General features: G+C 53.4%; 16 protein-coding genes and 2 tRNA genes. 8 read left to right on the top strand and 10 right to left on the bottom strand.

Features of this window, described 5'->3' with window-relative positions; all coding sequences use genetic code 11:
- The first annotated feature begins 405 nt into the window (after positions 1-405).
- Genes JMJ16_RS25995 through JMJ16_RS25985 form a run of 3 tightly spaced genes read left to right on the top strand, consistent with a single transcriptional unit; the run spans position 406 to position 1,378 of the window.
- Positions 406-675: a hypothetical protein gene (locus JMJ16_RS25995; protein ID WP_201386290.1), complete on the top strand. Its 270-nt coding sequence runs from the start codon at positions 406-408 to the stop codon at positions 673-675.
- 5 nt (positions 676-680) lie between these two features.
- The gene (locus JMJ16_RS25990; RefSeq protein WP_201386289.1) at positions 681-1,115 is read left to right on the top strand and encodes a hypothetical protein; all 435 of its coding nucleotides are present in this window, start codon (positions 681-683) and stop codon (positions 1,113-1,115) included.
- 2 nt (positions 1,116-1,117) lie between these two features.
- Entirely contained in the window at positions 1,118-1,378 is a 261-nt protein-coding gene (locus tag JMJ16_RS25985; RefSeq protein ID WP_201386288.1) for a hypothetical protein, read from the top strand.
- A 201-nt stretch (positions 1,379-1,579) separates the two neighbouring features.
- On the opposite strand, the gene JMJ16_RS25980 is transcribed toward JMJ16_RS25985, so the two are convergent.
- The 3 genes from JMJ16_RS25980 to JMJ16_RS25970 form a co-directional block, all read right to left on the bottom strand.
- Positions 1,580-2,764, bottom strand: coding sequence for a winged helix-turn-helix domain-containing protein (locus JMJ16_RS25980; protein WP_201386286.1), 1,185 nt, complete (start codon positions 2,762-2,764; stop codon positions 1,580-1,582).
- 79 nt (positions 2,765-2,843) lie between these two features.
- A complete protein-coding gene (locus tag JMJ16_RS25975) occupies positions 2,844-4,184 on the bottom strand; it encodes an ISKra4 family transposase (protein ID WP_201381530.1) in 1,341 nt (446 codons plus the stop codon).
- Positions 4,185-4,678: 494 nt separating this feature from the next.
- A complete protein-coding gene (locus JMJ16_RS25970; protein ID WP_201386285.1) occupies positions 4,679-5,440 on the bottom strand; it encodes a hypothetical protein in 762 nt (253 codons plus the stop codon).
- A gap of 425 nt (positions 5,441-5,865) precedes the next feature.
- Between JMJ16_RS25970 and JMJ16_RS25965 the strand changes: the two genes are divergently transcribed.
- Together JMJ16_RS25965 and JMJ16_RS25960 are read left to right on the top strand one after the other, a co-directional pair.
- On the top strand, positions 5,866-6,831 hold the full coding sequence (locus JMJ16_RS25965; RefSeq protein ID WP_201389157.1) for a DNA glycosylase AlkZ-like family protein: 966 nt from the start codon (positions 5,866-5,868) through the stop codon (positions 6,829-6,831).
- A gap of 268 nt (positions 6,832-7,099) precedes the next feature.
- A complete protein-coding gene (locus JMJ16_RS25960; protein WP_201386284.1) occupies positions 7,100-8,623 on the top strand; it encodes a cation diffusion facilitator family transporter in 1,524 nt (507 codons plus the stop codon).
- Positions 8,624-8,751: 128 nt separating this feature from the next.
- On the opposite strand, the gene JMJ16_RS25955 is transcribed toward JMJ16_RS25960, so the two are convergent.
- The 3 genes from JMJ16_RS25955 to JMJ16_RS25945 all read right to left on the bottom strand — a co-directional run bounded on the left by JMJ16_RS25955 (position 8,752) and on the right by JMJ16_RS25945 (position 9,280).
- Positions 8,752-8,840: transfer RNA gene (locus tag JMJ16_RS25955), tRNA-Ser, on the bottom strand.
- An 8-nt stretch (positions 8,841-8,848) separates the two neighbouring features.
- Positions 8,849-8,934: transfer RNA gene (locus JMJ16_RS25950), tRNA-Ser, on the bottom strand.
- A 52-nt stretch (positions 8,935-8,986) separates the two neighbouring features.
- Positions 8,987-9,280 carry a hypothetical protein gene (locus JMJ16_RS25945; RefSeq protein ID WP_201386283.1) on the bottom strand — a complete coding sequence of 98 codons (294 nt, stop codon included), beginning with the start codon at positions 9,278-9,280 and terminating at the stop codon, positions 8,987-8,989.
- 273 nt (positions 9,281-9,553) lie between these two features.
- Here JMJ16_RS25945 and JMJ16_RS25940 point away from each other — a divergent pair, with 273 nt between their 5' ends.
- Complete coding sequence (locus JMJ16_RS25940) at positions 9,554-10,438, top strand: FliA/WhiG family RNA polymerase sigma factor (protein ID WP_201386282.1); 885 nt, start codon at positions 9,554-9,556, stop codon at positions 10,436-10,438.
- Between the two features lie 670 nt (positions 10,439-11,108).
- Positions 11,109-11,306, top strand: a complete 198-nt coding sequence (locus tag JMJ16_RS25935; protein WP_007907581.1) for a carbon storage regulator — start codon at positions 11,109-11,111, stop codon at positions 11,304-11,306.
- A 276-nt stretch (positions 11,307-11,582) separates the two neighbouring features.
- Here JMJ16_RS25935 and JMJ16_RS25930 read toward each other — a convergent pair whose 3' ends face one another.
- The 4 genes from JMJ16_RS25930 to JMJ16_RS25915 all read right to left on the bottom strand — a co-directional run bounded on the left by JMJ16_RS25930 (position 11,583) and on the right by JMJ16_RS25915 (position 15,910).
- On the bottom strand, positions 11,583-12,734 hold the full coding sequence (locus JMJ16_RS25930) for an inositol-3-phosphate synthase (protein ID WP_201386281.1): 1,152 nt from the start codon (positions 12,732-12,734) through the stop codon (positions 11,583-11,585).
- Positions 12,735-13,079: 345 nt separating this feature from the next.
- Complete coding sequence (locus tag JMJ16_RS25925; RefSeq protein WP_201386280.1) at positions 13,080-14,003, bottom strand: GDP-mannose 4,6-dehydratase; 924 nt, start codon at positions 14,001-14,003, stop codon at positions 13,080-13,082.
- 145 nt (positions 14,004-14,148) lie between these two features.
- On the bottom strand, positions 14,149-14,958 hold the full coding sequence (locus JMJ16_RS25920) for a hypothetical protein (RefSeq protein ID WP_201386279.1): 810 nt from the start codon (positions 14,956-14,958) through the stop codon (positions 14,149-14,151).
- Positions 14,959-15,094: 136 nt separating this feature from the next.
- Positions 15,095-15,910 carry a hypothetical protein gene (locus tag JMJ16_RS25915; RefSeq protein ID WP_201386277.1) on the bottom strand — a complete coding sequence of 272 codons (816 nt, stop codon included), beginning with the start codon at positions 15,908-15,910 and terminating at the stop codon, positions 15,095-15,097.
- A 426-nt stretch (positions 15,911-16,336) separates the two neighbouring features.
- On the opposite strand from JMJ16_RS25915, the gene JMJ16_RS25910 reads away from it, so the two are divergent.
- The gene (locus JMJ16_RS25910) at positions 16,337-17,773 is read left to right on the top strand and encodes a hypothetical protein (RefSeq protein ID WP_201380575.1); all 1,437 of its coding nucleotides are present in this window, start codon (positions 16,337-16,339) and stop codon (positions 17,771-17,773) included.
- Positions 17,774-17,800 lie beyond the last annotated feature (27 nt).

Below are 17,800 nucleotides of genomic sequence, written 5' to 3'. Positions count from 1 at the left end.
CCACGAAGCTACAAAAGTTCCGCCAACTTTGCAAGTAAATTGTGGCGGAATATTCCTCAGATTTTTTACTGACTATTGGCGGATTATGTGTCAGATACTCGGGGAAGTTCCGCCACTTTTCTTATTGTTTTTTGGCGGGAAAATCCACAAGAGTTGGCGGAAGTTCCCACAAAAGTTGGCGGAGTTGGTCTAGGATTTCTGCGGGTTACAGGGTTATTCCCTTCTTATACTATAAAAGCGTCCCTTCAATCATGAGTTATCCATACCCCGCACAATTCCATTGAGTGCTGTAGGGGTGTGGGTAACTCACTGCTAGAAGAATTGGTATGTTCCAGTTTATTGTTCTATAATGATATTATCTCTTATTCGAGCAGTACGTCATGATTAGTTTGAAAGGAGAAAAACATGCCAAGCTGGGAAGATACAAAGCGGGCTGCGCAGAGCGCGTATATAATGGCAGGAAACGGTTTTCAGGACGTTCATAACAGTATCGGCAATGCATACCAACAGATACTCATTTCAGGCCATCTCTACCCATCAATGGGAGGGAACAGCCTTACTCAAGAGATCGCTGAGGGGGCATACGAACCAACTAAAGAAGACTGGAAAGAGTATGAGCGGCACCTGGACGAGCAACAGCCGGAACAAGAGCAGGACATGGAGCCAGAAAGGTAAACGGAATGAGCGACCCTTTAGCGCAGTTCCGCAGGGAGTCGTTATCCCCGAAAGCGGCCAACAAGGCTAGCAAAGACACAGCAGGAAAGAGGCATTACGAGGCCTTTGATATGACAAACAAGCCAGCGCCCTATACCGAGATACGCTGCATCATGCAGCCATCGCAGTCGCCGCAATCCCGCTTCTTCATGGCTGCGGTATTCAGCGCGGACTACGACGACGCCTTCACCCTGATTTATAGTTATATGGCTGTAGAGGTTAAAGGCCAGAACCTCAGAGATGTTCGGCGTGCCATACAAACTGGCAGATGCGAATTCATTCAGGAATACCACGAAAACGAATTTGCAAGACCATCTAATGGCGCACCCATCATTGAGTCCATTAAATTTATCACAGGGGAAAAGCTGGACGACATTTTATCGTCATACAAAGGCGCTTAAAAATGCTCGACAATATGTTTCCGTTTATCGATCCCATAATCGAACTAAGCGAAGACGATACTGCTTTCGTTATTCAGGTGGATGCATTCTTTGATTTTCTGGAGAAGACCGGCCTTGATAAAGCATTGAACTTGCAAAAGGGAGCGAAAATAGAGGTTCCGCTTGATATTGCCATGTCCCTGTTGAGGCCGGATGAGCTGGAGAAGCTACAGAAATATATTGCTTCCTATCTTAGGAAGCACAATGACAACGAAGCAGAGTAATCCCGCATCTGGTAGAGCAAATATACGCAGCACTCCATGAAAGAGTGCTGCGTATATGTTTTATGCGGCAGGCGAGCCGAACAGCGCCTTCAGTTCGATCTTCTGCCATTCCATGATGGACCAACAGGACGATCCCATCGGCACGCACCTGGTTGGGACACCTTAAAAGGCGGGGAGAGAAGGAGTAACCTCCTCTGCTTGCTACTCAATCGTCATTGCCTGACGGACCGAGGGCGCTACACCCTCTTCAACACGCACACTGCTGGCACGCAGGTATCGGGCGAAGTTTACGGCGGCTACCTGTAACGCATCCAGCAGGTCAGCCGTGGGCGTCACATCCGGCTCCCACCACCAACGGGTAATTGTCCAACTTCCTCGCTCCAGGCGGCTATCTAGCCGGGCCACAAAGCGATCTCCGTAGAACACCGGCAGCACATAATAGCCCCAGCGGCGCTGTGGCTCTGGCTTGTAGACTTCCCAAACATAATCAAAGTCGAAAATCTGCTGCAATGCCTTGCGATCCCACAAAAAGCTGTCCAGCGGCCCTAGAAACAGCACGCGAGGCTCCGATGCAGGATTATCAAGTAGCGGTAGTAAGTTAGCAGGCATGTGATAGAGCTGTGGTTTTCCTCCGGCATGCACCTGCACCGGAAGCAGCTCACCGGACTCGACGAGTTGAGCCAGGGCACGCTTGCGTTGCTCGCTCTTGCCACATGCCGACCAGATGGCAGCCTCCGCTCCGGGACGAAGCAGCCCTGTAGCTTGATGACGGCGGGCCAGTATCCAGCGGTAATAACTCTGCTCATCGGGCGCGGGCACATTGTAATAATGTGGAGGAATGACGCGTTCTGCCCGGTCGTAGTAGTGACGCCCGCCCTGGCGGTGATGGGTCACAAGCATCCCGCAAACCCACATGGCTCGTAAAGCGCGACTGACGTGTGTAGCGCCGCCCCATTTGTCCTGACCAGGGATGCTCGTACGCAGCTCTTTCTCGAACTCCAGTGACGAAAGCGGCCCCTGACGATCAATGGCCGCCAGAATGGCCTCCGCTATCCCCACCCGTGTCTTCAAGATCTCGCGGTCATGGTAGGGTCGATGCATGCTGCGGATCATCGCTCGCATCGGCCAGTCTCCCACCGGAACCAAACATGCCATTTTATCCCATGAGTCGTATATAACCCTATCGGTATAGGCAGTTTTTTGCCAGTCATCTACTTGGTAGCCTGGCACTCGCGCCTGCAAGACCAGATCAGGGTTGCGCCCCACAGGATTAAGCGGGTCATATTGCACCGTTCCCAGGCGATCAAAGACACCAGGCACATCGGTTGGGGTAAAGTGATAATTAGCCAGAAAGCGCCGGGCTTCGGCGCGTGAAAGAGTCAGCATCAGCTCGTGTCCTCCGGTTTGTCCCAATTGCTTTGAGTATAACATGAAAAGGGTAGTGCCCAAAACCGGGGGCTGTTGGCTACACAAATGCTCGATGCGATGGTTCGCGCGGCCAATCGGTATTGAGAAAGGTGGTTCGCAAGGCCACCAGTGCCGTGGCATTGGTTCGTTTCCATCTCATGCCTCCTCGTTTCATGCGGCGATTGATGACCAGAGACACCGCTCGCTCGATAACACCACTGCCCACCGGATAGCCTGCCTGTCTCCACGCCTCATAGGACCCTATCCAATCGCGTTGATGTTCCAGATAGGTCAGAGCTGCTTCCAAGGCTTTGCCTTCTCCCTTCTCTTGCCAACTTTGCAGCCGCTTGATGGCTGGGTCCACCTCGCCATGCCAGAGCCAATCTTTGATCTGTGTCCTCTCTTGCGTGAGCCAGGTCTCGGGATGCTGCTGCTCACGTTGTGTCTCGCGGATGGCTTTGCGTACCACGCGCCAGAGGTGGAACCAATCGAGAATATGCGTGGCCCTGGCAAAATGCCGCTGCGCTTCCTGCTTGATCCACTGGGCTCCATCAGCCACCACCACGCTGCTCTCCTCATCCAATCCAACCTCACGTGCCGCTGCCTCGGCCAAGGAGCCCAAGGCGTGAGAAGGGGCAAAGGTCGCCACATAGCGTCGTTGCATCCAACGAGCTCGCTTGTGAGGAGGACCCAGTCGCTTGCCTTTCGCACTGCGCTTGGCGAGCTCATACCAGGTCAACTGGGAAGGATCGGGCTGCGCTTTGGGCTCTTGCACCTGCTTGTTGCAGGCGAGCACAGCCACTTTTCCTTCCATGCCTCCTGCTTGCTCGCAACTGTGCGTCCAGCCCCCATCTATGCCAGCCACGCCCGCTTCGCCCTTCTCTTCTTTGGGGGCCGAGGCTACCACCTCTTCAGCATGCTGCTGTTGGGCGTGAGCCTGCTGATTGCCTTGCTGCATGGTGAGCTGACGTACTTCTTCGGCGCTGATGTGAGCCCCACACAAGCGCTCCATGAGCTGAGCGGCATGTCGATAGGGCCAAGAGGAGCCTGCAAGTACGGCGGCTTCTCGCAAGCCAGGGCTCACCTGTTGCCCACGCAGATCACGCAAGAGACGACGAGCGGGGCACCAGCGATGCAAACAGTGTTGACAGCGGTAGCGCCGTAAGGCCAGCCGGATCCGACCAAAGACGAGCAGCAGCGTTCGACCAACCGTTCCTTCCACGCGCACCTCGTCTCTTCCACATGTGGGACACCGTCGCTGATGCTGCTCCCACTCTTTGATGGCTTGTTGCAAGGCTTGACACATGCTTTCGTGTCCTTGAGTCACAATGGCTTCTTCCAGGTCCGCAAGGCTGCTGCTTGCAGAAAGGTCAAACGTGAGCGATACTTGGAGATGCATGAGGGTCTTCTCCTTTAGGTTTCCGGATTTCATCGTTCTGTTTCCTAGTACGGAGAAGGCCTCATTTTTTCTTCAACCCCCAGTTTTGGGCACAACCCATGAAAAGAGGACAGTATTCACCCTGTTTGCGCACGAAGCTGGGAGTGGTAAATGCCCCATGTTTCACGGCACTTCTTCTGAAAGTCTCTGAATAGATGACTTTCATCCGCAGTGGTGCACTTTGATGCATGGCTCTTACCAAGTAAAAAAGACACCGCTTTTTCTAAAGAATGGGGGCAAGTCTTATGATCAGATTTGCCTCGAAAGTGACTGCTGGAGTAGCAACATTAGAGCGCTGTACAGAAGATTTGAGCCATGATGAACTCTGTGTGACTATCCTCCTGCTACGGCAGAGGTAGAACAATATGTATAAACCATGCTCTAGAGTCTACCATAACAAACTCTAGAGCATCCCGATGACGACTTCAACTCCCATAAGCGATGATGCTAGCTTGCTACTGACTGGGAAGTTTCCAGAGGTCATCCTCGATAAAATGCGCAGTGGTCGAGGCTGCCGCTCCAAAGGGATATCGACAGCTCTGAAGAGGCTTATCCAGTTTCACCTCGTGGTGATTGACATAGAACCTGCACTGATCAGATTGTACTTTCATACCAATATAAAGTGGAAAGGTGATGGGAAACGAAACCTTCCCCGATTGGTTAATCGAGCTGGTGACATCGACAGTGACTACGCTATAATTTCCATCTTTATCGATCAGAAACATATCACCAGCCGACACAAATCCTTTTTCCAGGACGTTATAGACAATGCCGACTCCCCCATCCTTCTGACTCTGCATATCTTTGAAAACAACCTGGTACGCAAAATCAGTAAACTGAGACGTTCCGCTACGGGGGCACCCCTTATAATACGATTGGCCTGGTGCTATCTGATAACTGTCGCCCTGAAAATCACACCCACTCTGATCCCAATTACTATTTACCTGACTCAGGTCCTCATGAAAGAGACTTGTAGCAATGAAAGGAGCGGGAAACGCATTCGTTGCAGCGTTTGCCGTCGCCTGATAGCCAGCCGTTCCGGTTGATGCATATGCAACCGCTGATTGAGTTACATTCCTCGCGGCGGTCTCGGTGGCTTGCACAGAAAGATCGTGTTGATGGCTATTGTTCTGATCCCCTGCTATCCATATGATGCTTCCCACGATAAGCAAAAGGGCAATAAAAAAACTGGCCCAAAATATTCCTTTACTTTTCATTCCTTGTTCCCATTCTCAGTAAATCATCTTCACTCCTGCGAATGCCTGCATATTCGCCTGATTTTTCACCGATTGAGGAGGTTTCCTTTACGTTGAAGGTGTTTTTGTGGTGAGTTAGTACTCCCACGTACAATGCTCTGCAGGAGGCTGCTGCACAGGCTTTGACATTTATTATAGCCCAAGATGCTCTCGGCAGGTTTGTCCATTGTGGTTACGTGCCTCCTGTTCTCTCATAAATGGTTCAATCCTTCTGAGTACTGCTCTAACAACGAGGGATAAGCATACCGAGGATAAGAAAAATACGCAGCGTGGTTGAAAACGCTGCGTATTTTTCTTATGCGGGGATTGAGAAGAGGGCATTCAATTCAGGAAGTATGTTAGAAAGTCTTGTTGTATGACATTTTTGAAGGGAAGACCAGGCCTGTCTGGTTCCCATCAGCGATTGGCCTCTACGCGCCACTATCCGCGAGATGTACCGCCCATATCATGATCGCGAGATCCTGGATCTTGATCCCCAGACCCCCGAGAAGATTCTGGCCGCGATGGATGCCAATGGCCCGCTCTCATCGCTCGAGTTTGAGGATCGCTCACGCATGAGCGACGCCAATTCGTGGTATGGCTTGACCAAAGCCAAGCGCGCCCTGCGCTCGATGTGGGTCTGTGGCCTGATCCTCACTCACCATCGCCGCAATGGACGCCACTATTATGATCGACCCGAGCGCGTCATCCCCGATATGCACTTTCAGACGCCAGAGCTACTGGACCGCGAGGCCTATCACCGCTGGATCATTGGACGACGCTTCCAGGCGATTGGACTGCTGCGCCCCAATGCTGAACCTGCGATCTGGAGCGCCTGTGGCGATGCAGCAACGCGCAAGGCAGCTATCGCGCACCTGGTCGCCGAGGGCTTGCTCACCCATGTCAAAATCGGCGAAAAGGAATGGTCCTACTACCTGCCTACAAGCGCTCTCCCATTGCTTGAGAACGCCGCGAGCGAGGCGCCCGCGGAAGAGATGCGCTTTCTAGCTCCTCTCGATAGCCTGCTCTGGGACCGCAAGGGCGTGCTGCAACTCTTCGACTTCGACTATATCTGGGAGGTCTATAAGCCCGCACCACAACGTCGCTGGGGCTACTATGTCCTCCCCATCTTCTACCGTGACCGCTTCGTGGCACGTATCGACTCGCGCCTGGAGAAAGGAGCCTGGACGATTGCCAACTGGTGGTGGGAGCAAGACATCACTCCAGATGCCACCCTCCTGGCAGCCCTGACCAGAGCCTCATCACGCTTCCTCCACTACCTACACGCCCAGGAGATCGTTGTCAACGAGACCATTGACAGTCCAACCCGCCAGGCCCTGCTGGCCGGTGCCAGAACCGCGCTCGTAGAATAGCGTGGGTAATGTGTGAATGGGGAGCTGGCAGAGCCAGCTCCCCATTCACACATTACAGAGTAGCTACTTTTTATTTCCATTAATTATCAATTTTACTCAACTAAAAATTCAGCCTTTTGTCCCTGCCTCTGGACAATGAGCGTTTCTTCGTCTAAAATAACCCAGGCGTCAAACACTGGGTTCTCGTGCAGGCAACATGTACGACTTTTCCCCGTGGAACCCCAAAGAATGAGCATACAAGTAGACTGAATATAGAAGAACGATAGACATGCAGCAAGACGAAAACGCTTCTCATACATCTACGCCACGACCCGAGCGTGAGAAAACGCTGGTTGCCCTCTCCTCGGTAGGGGCCACCATCGGCCTGACAAGCTTTAAGCTTATTGTCGGCCTGATGACGGGGAGCCTGGGCATTCTGGCGGAGGCTGCACATTCAGGACTAGACCTGGTTGCGGCCTTGATGACGCTCTTCGCTGTACGTATCGCCTCCCAGCCCGCCGACGAGGATCATCACTATGGGCATGGGAAGGTGGAGAACCTCTCCGCCTTTATAGAGGCGCTTCTGCTTATTGGGACCGCGCTCTGGATTATTTACGAGGCGGCTGGCCGCTTGTTTTTCCAGCAGGGGCATGTTGAGGTGAGCATCTGGGCCTTTCTCGTTATGCTGACCTCGATTGTCGTAGATATCACACGCGCACGCGCTCTCATGCAGGCGGCGCGCAAGCATGGTAGCCAGGCACTTGAGGCCGACGCCTTACACTTCAGCACCGACATCTGGAGTTCAGCAGTGGTGGTGATCGGGCTGGGAATCGTCGCGCTGGCGAACTACCTGCACCTGCCAGGCTGGCTAGGACAGGCCGATGCCGTCGCGGCCCTGGGCGTCTCTGGCATCGTGATCTGGGTCAGCACGCGCCTGATACGTGAGACCCTTGACGCCCTGCTCGATAAGGCCCCAGGCGAGTTAGCACCCAAACTACAGAGACAACTGCGCGCCCTGCCCAACGTCCTCGAGGTGCGCCGCACCCGCATTCGCCGCGCAGGCAATAAGCATTTTATGGATATTGTAATCGCGGCCCCGCGTACGCTGCCCTTCGAACAGACGCACGTCTTGAGCGAGGTGATTGAGGAACAGGCCATCGAAGCGACGCGCGAAGCCTCGCCACAGAGCGAATATGATGTCATCGTGCATATCGAGCCTATTGCATCGCCGAATGAAAGCGTGGCAGACCAGATTCGCTACCTGGCCGAACTTCAGGGAATTCACGCGCATAACATCCATGTGCGCAAGGTCAATGGCGAACTCGAAGTCGACCTGGATGTAGAGGTACAGGCAGATATGACGTTGCGCGAGGCCCATACCAAGGCCTCCCACTTTGAGCGGATAGTTATGGAGCATAACGCGCTCCTCCGCCGCGTCACCACGCATATCGAGGCTCCCGACAACACTATTGCCTACCGCCAGGAGGTCACGTACGCGAACCGGTCGCTGCAAACAGACATCACGCACATCGCCGATAGCATTGTGGGGCCGGGCCGAACACACGAGGTACGTCTCTACCAGAGCCAGAGGATCACGCACCACATGCCTATGCAAGAGACGCAGAGTGGCGGCCCAGCGACCCTAACGCTGGCGCCACCTGAGGCACTGGATGTCACATTGCATCTTACCTGCGAGGCACACACCCCGCTCAGCCAGGTCCACACCTGGGCCGAAGAGACCAAGCGTGCGCTACGCCGTGCGCATCCCTACCTGGACACTGTAACAATTCATACTGAACCCCCAGAAGAGTAAGAAAAGCCAGAGAGGAGCCGCGTGTCGTGCGACACGCGGCTCCTCTCTGGCTTTGTGACTTGTTTCTGAAGTTGTGGGCAATAAAAAACCGACTAGAATATAGTCGGAGTATTTGATGCGAGGTAAGATGGCGGAGGAGGCGGGATTCGAACCCGCGAAGGCTCATCACCTTACACGATTTCCAGTCGTGCTCACTAGACCACTATGAGACTCCTCCAGGATAAGCGGAGAGGGCGGGATTCGAACCCGCGAGGGCTATTAACCCTACCGCTTTTCGAGAGCGGCACATTCGACCACTCTGACACCTCTCCGCCACGCAGTATAACACATCTTCCCTGCCTTGACAAGCACTTTAGAGCGGATTTATTCTTCGTTTAACTCGCCTTGCTCATACAACCAACGAGCAAATTGGATATGACAATCTTCAGCCATGCGCTGGCGCATCTCCGTATTCTCATACAAATGCTCACGCATCCTGATGAGCTTTATGGCTTCATCCCAGAGGAAGCCCTGCTCTAACAAGGTATGCAGGAGGACCTGCTCACGCGCAATTTCCCTCGCCGAGACCTCAGGGTCCATCGCTGGGGAGTGCCTAAGCCCCTCGTGAGGCTGTTCATAAAAATCACCACCCATTGATGGATCATGTGAATTCGACATAAGCATCTCTTCTCCTTGTTATCTTTCGCCTTTTAAGCTTGCATGCAAGAGCACGGCTCATCAAGGTGCTACTCTAGCTTTCCTTATCGGCATTCTACACCTAACTTTATAGTCCCTTGAGAGGGATATGGCTTAGGGACTTTTGTTGCCCAAACCAGGGACTAGAGTCAATGTCCCTCTGCCACTCATCGCTACTACACTTTATGTACCAAGAGCAGAAGAAGGAGAGCGCAGAAAGAGATTATTTCTGCTGAAAGGAGTGGCAATAAGCCCATGCAGGCAACGGCTACCTTGAGTGAAATCTGGGAAAGATACCAGGAACATAAAAGCTCAGAACTCCGGAATGAGTTGATTACTATGTACGCGCCTCTCGTACGTCTCGCGGTTGGCCGCTTAGGCATCCCTCCAACCAGTATCATGGATAGCGAGGATCTCATCGGCTATGGTATGATCGGCCTCATCAGCGCGATTGACCGCTACGATCCATCACGAGGGGTGCGCTTTGAGGCTTTTGCTACTCCTCGCATTCGTGGAGCCGTGATTGACCAGATCCGCCAACTGAACTGGCTTCCTCGTTCATCCGTTTCACGTATCCGCCAGATCGAACGGACTCACGCCGAGCTGGAACAGCAACTGGGACGGCCCGCGAACGAGGCAGAGGCCGCTAAGGCACTGGATGTCAGCGTGGAACGCTATCGACAGATGCTCACGGAGATGAGCGTCTCGGTGCTTTCACTGGATGCCCCGCTGGGATCAAGCACTCAGGAAGATGAGAGCGCCTCCCTGGGTGATATGCTAGAGGATGAGAGTCAGCAAGATCCCGGTGAAGCAGTTGAACGCGAAGAGCTAATTCAGGCCCTTTCTACAGCCCTCCAGCATCTCCCGCCACGTGAACAGCTCTTGCTCTCCCTCTACTACAAGGAAGAGCTAACCATGAAGGAAATCAGTCGTATAATGAATGTATCGGAGTCTCGTGTCTGTCAGCTACGTATGCAGGCCCTCGTACGGCTCCGCTCGACCTTGGGCGCCTATCAGACGGGCGAAACAGCTCCCAGCAAGGAGCAGGGGAAAGCAAAGAGCGAGGGCGAAGCGCAGTCCGTATATGCCTACCACCATTCGGGTGGGAAACATCATATGGAGACGACGCGCACACACTAAAAAGGGTAGGCGTGAGCGTCATATTCACAAACAGTAATTCTCGTAGCGACCCGAGTTTCCACCGTTTTTTCTCCTAATGAAGGCGTCTGGGTTGTCGATAACAATGTGTAGATAAAGACACCCCGAGGGGGTTAGCGGTATAATGAGAGTACCCTCTCAGTAACGCGACGGAGAGAATATTATGAATGCTCGTTTTGAGCATGAATATGTAGAGCACAAACGGCTTGAAAATCGGGTCATATCCTATACGACATGGGAGGCACCTGTCCATGAAGCTTTTCCATGCCACCCACAGCAGATAATCTTTCATACGGCCCCAAACCGTGCAGTCGTTCTCTATAACCTGCCCACCTATGAAGAAGGGGTTCAAAGACGCACTGAGCGCATTCTAGAACTTCAGGCACAAGTTCAGAATGGTACCTACATCGTAGAGAGCATGGTTGTAGCAGAATGTATACTGAGAAATGAAACTTATCTCGTGTAAGTTTATATCGATGAGCAGATTGTGCGAACGATACCCATTGTCTACGGGCCTTGCGTTTGAAACTGGCAATGGTAAGGGCACATCGTGACTTGCCATTTTACTAATGCGGCGCCCTCACGCACACGCATTGAGAAGCCTCGCAGCGCAGGGACGCCTGGAATTTGCTTCTGATGAAGGGAGCTATGCATGCTTGTATTGCGACGAAAAGTTGGCGAAAGTATAGTGCTTGCTGGTGTAATTAACATTTCGGTGCTGGCTGTTGAAGGCGAGCGCGTCAAAATTGGGATTAGCGCTCCTCCAGATGTTAGCATCGTGCGCGAGGAGCTGCTACGATCTGTGCCCGAGACACCCGTACAGAATTCTTCCCCCCTACAGCAACGCTAGCTCTATTACGTGGACCGCATACACAAGGAGGAGGTAGTGTAGAAGAGTTTTCTTCTGCACTACCTCCTTTTTCTTTTTGCTAGTCCGCGTGACTCCTCGCGCCTGCGGAGCTCGCTTGAGAATAAGTAGTGTGATGGCTCCAGGCAGCCTGCGGCTGCCTGGAGCCATCACACTACTTACCCGGAAGATGCTGTCTCGGCTGCCTGGACCCATCACTCTACTTACCCGGAAGAAGTTACCTGCGGCTATCCCAGAAAAAGTTGCATATGGCGTTTGCTAGTTGACTTGCGCCCCTGCTTTATGGCCGTTGGCCTGCTCAAAGGCTGCTTCTGCTTGCCCCTGCGCGCCGGCCATCTCCTGGATAAAGGCTTCGGTCATGTCGCGGGCGATGTCGTCTGAGTACTGGACTGATGGTGACTTCATCAGGTAGGCGCTGGGTGCCTCCAGTGTGCCGCTGATGCCATTATCCATGGCAAGCTTCACCAGGCGCACGGCATCGATGACAACGCCTGCAGAGTTGGGCGAATCCCAGACCTCAAGCTTGAGTTCAACGTTCAAGGGCACATCGCCAAAGGTTCGACCCTCCAGGCGGATATAGGCCCATTTGCGGTCGCTAAGCCAGGCCACATAATCGGAGGGACCGATATGCACATTGTCTCCTCCCAGTTCATAGTCAAGCTGGCTGGTGACCGCGTTGGTCTTGCTCTCTTTCTTGGACTCCAGGCGCTCGCGCTCCAGCATGTTATAGAAATCGGTGTTGCCGCCGACATTGAGCTGCATGGTGCGCTCAAGCTTGACGCCACGCTCACGGAAGAGGCGCGCTAGCTTGCGATGCACAATGGTGGCACCAACCTGGCTCTTGATATCATCGCCAATAATCGGCACTCCGGCCTCTTTGAAACGCTGCTGCCAGTACTCCTCGCGGGCGATAAACACTGGAATGCAGTTGACCATACCCACACCCGCCTGCAAGATCTGCTCAACATACCACTTGGTTGCTGTCTCAGAGCCTACCGGCAGGTAGTTAATGACCACATCGGTCTTGGTATCCTGAAGAATTTGCGCGATATTAGCGGTTGAACCAGGCGCCTTTGTGATCACTTTGGACAAATATTTTCCCAGGCCATCATGCGTCATGCCCCGGTACACTTTGGCGTTGAGGTAAGGGACATCCGCGAAACGATAGGTGTTATTGGGTTCCTGGTAGATGGCCTCGCTCAGGTCCTTGCCAACCTTGTTGGTATCGATATCAAAGGCCGCGGTAAACTCAATATCTCGGATATGATAACCACCCAGGTTGACATGCATCAAGCCCGGGATAAAATCATCTTCTTTGGCATTCTGGTAATATTGGACGCCTTGCACCAGGGAACTGGCACAGTTCCCAACACCAATGATGGCAACGCGCACTTTGCGATTATCCGCCATGTACTCACTCCTTCATAATGTATACTCTGAAACGCCCTCTTCTTTATGGTAAAGAGCAAGAAAAAAACCTTGAACAGCAACCTTTCAGGCAAGAAGGTCACCATTAAGAGAGAACATTTTCCGTGAGAAATTTTATTCCCAATAACAGGGAAATTAATTACCCACTTCGATTTCTGGCGGATATGCAAATAAACTTGTAGGGTCCATGCTGGCATGGACTCATAACCTAACCTTCGCGAGATGCGACCTAAAGAGTGTGCATCTCACATAGCGAGGATTTAAGTCCATGCCAGCATGGACCCTACAATTCCCATTGTGGGCGGGAGGAGTCCATGCCAGCAATTTCTATTGTTGGAAGAAGGCCAGGGTTGCGCGCACGCCCTCCTCAAAGGAGACCTCTGGCTTCCAACCCAGGAGGCGCTCAGCCTTGCCACAGTTAAATTGCGATTTATAGAGGTCGCCAGGACGCTTGGGAGCGCGCACAATCTCTGGTTCATAGCCAGTAACCGCGGCTAGCGTCTTATAAATACCGTTGACCGAGACCGCCTTACCTGTGCCGATACAAAAAATCTCGTTATCGCCACGCGTAAGGGCCTGCACATTGGCGCGAGCCACATCGGCCACATAGACATAATCTTTACTCTGCTCGCCATCCCAATCGATGCGCACAGGCTGGTGCGTTAAGAAGCGCTTGGCAAAAATAGCGATGACGCCCGCCTCACCATTCGGGTCCTGGCGTGGGCCATAGACGTTGCCATAACGCAGAGCGGTATACGTCAGGCCATTGGCCTCATGCCAGTAGCGCAGATAGTGCTCAGCGACCATTTTGGTGATGCCGTAGGGCGACTCTGGACGCTGCATTACATCCTCGTCAACAGGCAAACGCGTAGGCGTGCCATAGGTCGCACCCGAAGAGGCAAAGATAATCTTACGCGTTCCTACGCGGGTACAGTTATTCAGGATAGAAAGTAAACCAAAGACATTCACGTGCGCATCGAGTTTGGGGTCCTTTGTGGAAACGGCTACGCTGTGCTGGGCGGCCTGGTGACACACCACCTCGGGCTTTACTGCATCAAAAATATGGGCCAGGGACTCTTCATCGGTAATATCGGCGCGAAATAATTGTGCCTGTGGATTGAGGTTTGCCAGGTTGCCACCCCCATGCGACCAGAGATTATCGACCACCGCCACCTCGTGGCCCGCGACAATATAGTGATCAACAATATGTGAACCAATAAAACCAGCTCCACCCGTGACCAGTATCCTCATGTTGTTAAACCTTTCTGACAAATATAGCTCTAAGGCACAGTTCAACCGCACCGCCGGAGAGAGGGGATAATGTAAAACATCATGCTTGTATACAAGACATGTTTCAGGTTATTATAGTCACTGGAGCGGCTTTATTTCAACATCCCTACAACCATACACTTTGGAGTTCATGCTTACTTGTCAGAACTGGGTAGATCATCAAACCAGTTTCCTGCTGTAAACGGCTCAGGGCGGCCTCATTGCGGGGGTCAGCCATCGCGACCGTCAAGACATCGTCTTCACAGCCAAGGGGATAACACTGAAGCTCTTGCGCCAATTGCTTGCTTACTAGGTTCCGCACCTGCACTGGGAGGTTGCCTGGAAGCGAGGAAAGATAGGGAACACCCATACGTTGAGCCAGGCGAGCAAGGTCATCAGGTCCAGATGGAGAGGAGAGGGCCTCATGTGGATGCAGAAGTTGCCGTTGATAGAACTGAAAGGAACGCGATGCCTGTCGGAGTTCACGTAAAGCCAGTTGCACCACTTGTCCGCTTCGTTGTGGTGCATCTGGCAAGGTCCTCAGGCTGCTTTGCATCGCCATGGGACCCTCTCCTGTGTCCAACTCCTGCTCATGCACATGCCAGAGCAGCGCCTGCCATAGGCGCTCCTGGACGATGCGCGCGCCCTCCAGCCTCGCCCCAGGCAGTAGAAAGTAGCAGCTTGCTCCTAACACAAAGACCTGGTCTGTCTTGCGCACAAACGCACGTACACGCTCCACGAGGGCACGTGTGCCGTTAGCAGCTTGCTCGGCTTGCTCAAACTCAAACGTAAACGAGACCAGCGCCAGTTCCCTCTGTTCACGCTGCCAGAGCGCCAGTACCGCATCCTCCAACTCGTGTAACGCCCCAAGATCTACATATGCATATGCATTCATAGATGGGGGGTATACTAGTCTGGACGCCCCCTGATCGCGCATGCTATAACTCCTCTACCCTCTGAATTCTTGCATGGATACATGCCGACATAAGCATACCGCAAGAGGCTGGACATCGAACAGCGAAACAGGTTGTATTTGCGTTAAAAGTTTTCCCTGTTGGTTAAGATCAGTATATTCACTCTGTTTTACCCGCGGGTACGTTCTGATGCCGCAGCAAGCTCAAGGCGCGCTGTAAGGAGACAGCTTGCATGATTAAGAAATCATTTCTTTGTAACAATTGGAGGAGCACCAGGGCCTGAACATGCTTACGCGCGGGAAGTGTCTCAACCACTTTAGGAAAGGTCTCCTCTAACATGTTGATCGCTACCTGCAAAAAGCTTATGAGGTCTCTATCCAGGTGCTGCAACGTATCAGGGGCCAGGCCACTCTGGCCCAGGATGGATAGAAAAACAGGTTGGCGTGTATACACGTCGAGCCAGCCCTTCATAGGTATTACCAGGTCATGCCCAGCCCGCCGGGACAGAGCAGTAGCCTTCTCAGACTGGGAACGAGCAAGCGTCTGCTGTCCCTGCTGGGGCTCCGGCAAACGCTCAACTTGATCGAGCATCATCGTAAGAATAGTATTCAGCATATGAGCCCAGGGCAACAGGCGTACGCATTGCCCCTCAATCTCGCGCAAACGTTGCCAGCACTGATAGCGAAGCGCGAAAATCTCAACACTCTCGCGTGTCTCCCCCACCTGGCCGCTCTGGGCCACCGCTGCTGGCATTCGCAATTGCGCTAATGCTGGTATATGATGCTGATAGAGGGCCTGCATCGTAACGAGGACATGATAGACACACAACTGCAAGGTCTGAAGATTACTCCCCTGTTCAGTAGTGTACGCACAGTACACCTGTAAGGGGGAGAGCAAGGTTTGTACTAAGCGTTGAACAGTTTCAACCTTAAATTGCCCATTTGCCATCGAGGATGATACTTCCTGCTGCCCCATCTCCACCTCCACATCCTATTTTTACTAATACCATTACTACTATTGTACTTGATACAGCTTACATCTGTCACGCCTTTCTCTTCTCAAAAAACAGAGTTGCGCCAAAGTCATTCATTTCAGCTCGCAAGCTCGCCGAGGGTAGGAGGGAAGGGCATGTGGCACGGGTATTCGCTCGTGCCACATGCCCTTCCCTCCTACCCCTGAGCGCCGCAGGCGCGAAAGTAGAAGCGAAGAAGACTTGACACAGTGCATTTGGCGTATCACAATGAGGAGTGCAAACCGCTTGCGACGGAAGAATTCGTACGCGAACAGCTTCATCGCTTACGTTAGTATTAGTAGGCTTGCTAATGCTGCCTACCGGGCAGAGCGGCACCTATTCATAGAAGAAATTAATAGCAGAAGTAGCAAAGAATTTTGAAGAATAACATGCAACCACCCATTCATTCAGCACCACCCTCAACCCACTCACTGCTGCATGTAGACCAGCTAGCACAAGACGCGGCTCCCGTCGATAATGGCGTGGACATGTCGCCAGAGCAGGCTGCACGAGCCGCCGAACGCGCACGCTTGCGCCAGGGCGTGATGCATGTGCGTATTCGTAATTTCTATTGCACGCTCGAAGAGATCTTCGATCCAACCTTACGCGGTTTGAGCTTTGTCATCGGGACCGGGAACGGACGCCCCAATGAACCCGGGCGTGTCATTGATGCCTCGCCCGCAGCCGTACGCCTGGGCATTATTCCCGGTATGCCGCTACGACGTGCGCACCGGATCGCTCCACGAACGCGTTTCTTGCCTGCCTCCAATGAACGCTACCAGCCCTATTTACAAAAGTTACGCGAGCGCTACCGCGCCTATTCGCGCATCATTGAATCCCTCCCCCTGGCCGACGTCTTTATCGACCTGCGCGGATGCGAACTGGCGTTTGATTCGCCTGTGACCCTGGGCGAGCGCCTCTGCGCTGAAATCGCTGAGATGGGCCTTACCGCACAGATTGGCATCGCCAATGGCAAGGCCATCGCCGAACTGGCGGCACTTATGAGCCGGCGCGATGGACGCCAGGGCGTACTCTATATTCCACCCGGGCGTGAGGCATCGTTCGTCCAGACGCTCCCGCTCTCGATGCTGCTCCAACTGCGCTCAGCGGGAACCGGCATTCCCGGCGCACTCCCCGAATTAGCAGAAACAAATGAGGCCAGCCGCGCCCACACACCCGATATCGAGGGGAAAAGCGAGCAGGCTGATCCCATCGCGGTCGCCGAGATGCTTGCGCACCTGCGTGACTTTGGCATTACGACCTTTGCCCAGATCGCCACTTTGACTGAAGATGGGCTTGCACGCCGCCTGGGACGCCTTGGAGGCTGGCTCTATCATGTCGCGCAAGGAGAAGATATCAGCCTGGTTATTCCCGATGTGCCACCCCTCAGCCAAAATGCCCGCATCCGCTTCCATCATGCTGCAGATGCCGATGAAGCCTGTGCCGCGGCGCGCAAGCTCGCCAATTATCTCAGTGATCGCCTGCGCGAGCAACGCCTCAAGGGGCAGTCGATTGCCCTGATACTCTGGCCCTATCGACCCCAGAAGCGTGAGACTCGCAAGCTGGTTATGGGGGACGATGGCGAAGAAATGGCCGTCACGACAGCCGAGGAGTCCGTAGGGGGGCAAATGCTCCTCTCGCGCCATACCGATGACGCCGATGTCATTGCTCACCACAGCCTGATGCTCTTCGCTCACTATCACCGGGAGGGGCACCGCTACCTCCAGGTGCAACTGCGCATCGGGGACATCATCTCAGCACTCCCCACCTACTATCCACCAGCCGTCCGCGGACGCGGACGCCCCACGCGTAAACTCTCGCGCTAAACGCTATCCCTTCGCGCCTGCGGCGCT

It is taken from the genome of Ktedonobacter sp. SOSP1-52 (assembly GCF_016587395.1).
The sequence above is the reverse complement of the archived record's forward strand: the minus strand, read 5'-3'. Positions and strand labels throughout refer to the sequence as shown.

Coding starts and splice junctions, on each gene's coding strand:
- JMJ16_RS25945 (WP_201386283.1), bottom strand. CDS start 9,280: ATGTCGAATTCACATGATCCATCAATGGGTGGTGATTTTTATGAACAG.
- JMJ16_RS25915 (WP_201386277.1), bottom strand. CDS start 15,910: ATGGGGCAGCAGGAAGTATCATCCTCGATGGCAAATGGGCAATTTAAG.
- JMJ16_RS25960 (WP_201386284.1), top strand. CDS start 7,100: ATGCAGCAAGACGAAAACGCTTCTCATACATCTACGCCACGACCCGAG.
- JMJ16_RS25930 (WP_201386281.1), bottom strand. CDS start 12,734: ATGGCGGATAATCGCAAAGTGCGCGTTGCCATCATTGGTGTTGGGAAC.
- JMJ16_RS25920 (WP_201386279.1), bottom strand. CDS start 14,958: ATGCGCGATCAGGGGGCGTCCAGACTAGTATACCCCCCATCTATGAAT.
- JMJ16_RS25925 (WP_201386280.1), bottom strand. CDS start 14,003: ATGAGGATACTGGTCACGGGTGGAGCTGGTTTTATTGGTTCACATATT.
- JMJ16_RS25985 (WP_201386288.1), top strand. CDS start 1,118: ATGCTCGACAATATGTTTCCGTTTATCGATCCCATAATCGAACTAAGC.
- JMJ16_RS25975 (WP_201381530.1), bottom strand. CDS start 4,184: ATGCATCTCCAAGTATCGCTCACGTTTGACCTTTCTGCAAGCAGCAGC.
- JMJ16_RS25910 (WP_201380575.1), top strand. CDS start 16,337: ATGCAACCACCCATTCATTCAGCACCACCCTCAACCCACTCACTGCTG.
- JMJ16_RS25980 (WP_201386286.1), bottom strand. CDS start 2,764: ATGCTGACTCTTTCACGCGCCGAAGCCCGGCGCTTTCTGGCTAATTAT.
- JMJ16_RS25940 (WP_201386282.1), top strand. CDS start 9,554: ATGCAGGCAACGGCTACCTTGAGTGAAATCTGGGAAAGATACCAGGAA.
- JMJ16_RS25995 (WP_201386290.1), top strand. CDS start 406: ATGCCAAGCTGGGAAGATACAAAGCGGGCTGCGCAGAGCGCGTATATA.
- JMJ16_RS25970 (WP_201386285.1), bottom strand. CDS start 5,440: ATGAAAAGTAAAGGAATATTTTGGGCCAGTTTTTTTATTGCCCTTTTG.
- JMJ16_RS25990 (WP_201386289.1), top strand. CDS start 681: ATGAGCGACCCTTTAGCGCAGTTCCGCAGGGAGTCGTTATCCCCGAAA.
- JMJ16_RS25935 (WP_007907581.1), top strand. CDS start 11,109: ATGCTTGTATTGCGACGAAAAGTTGGCGAAAGTATAGTGCTTGCTGGT.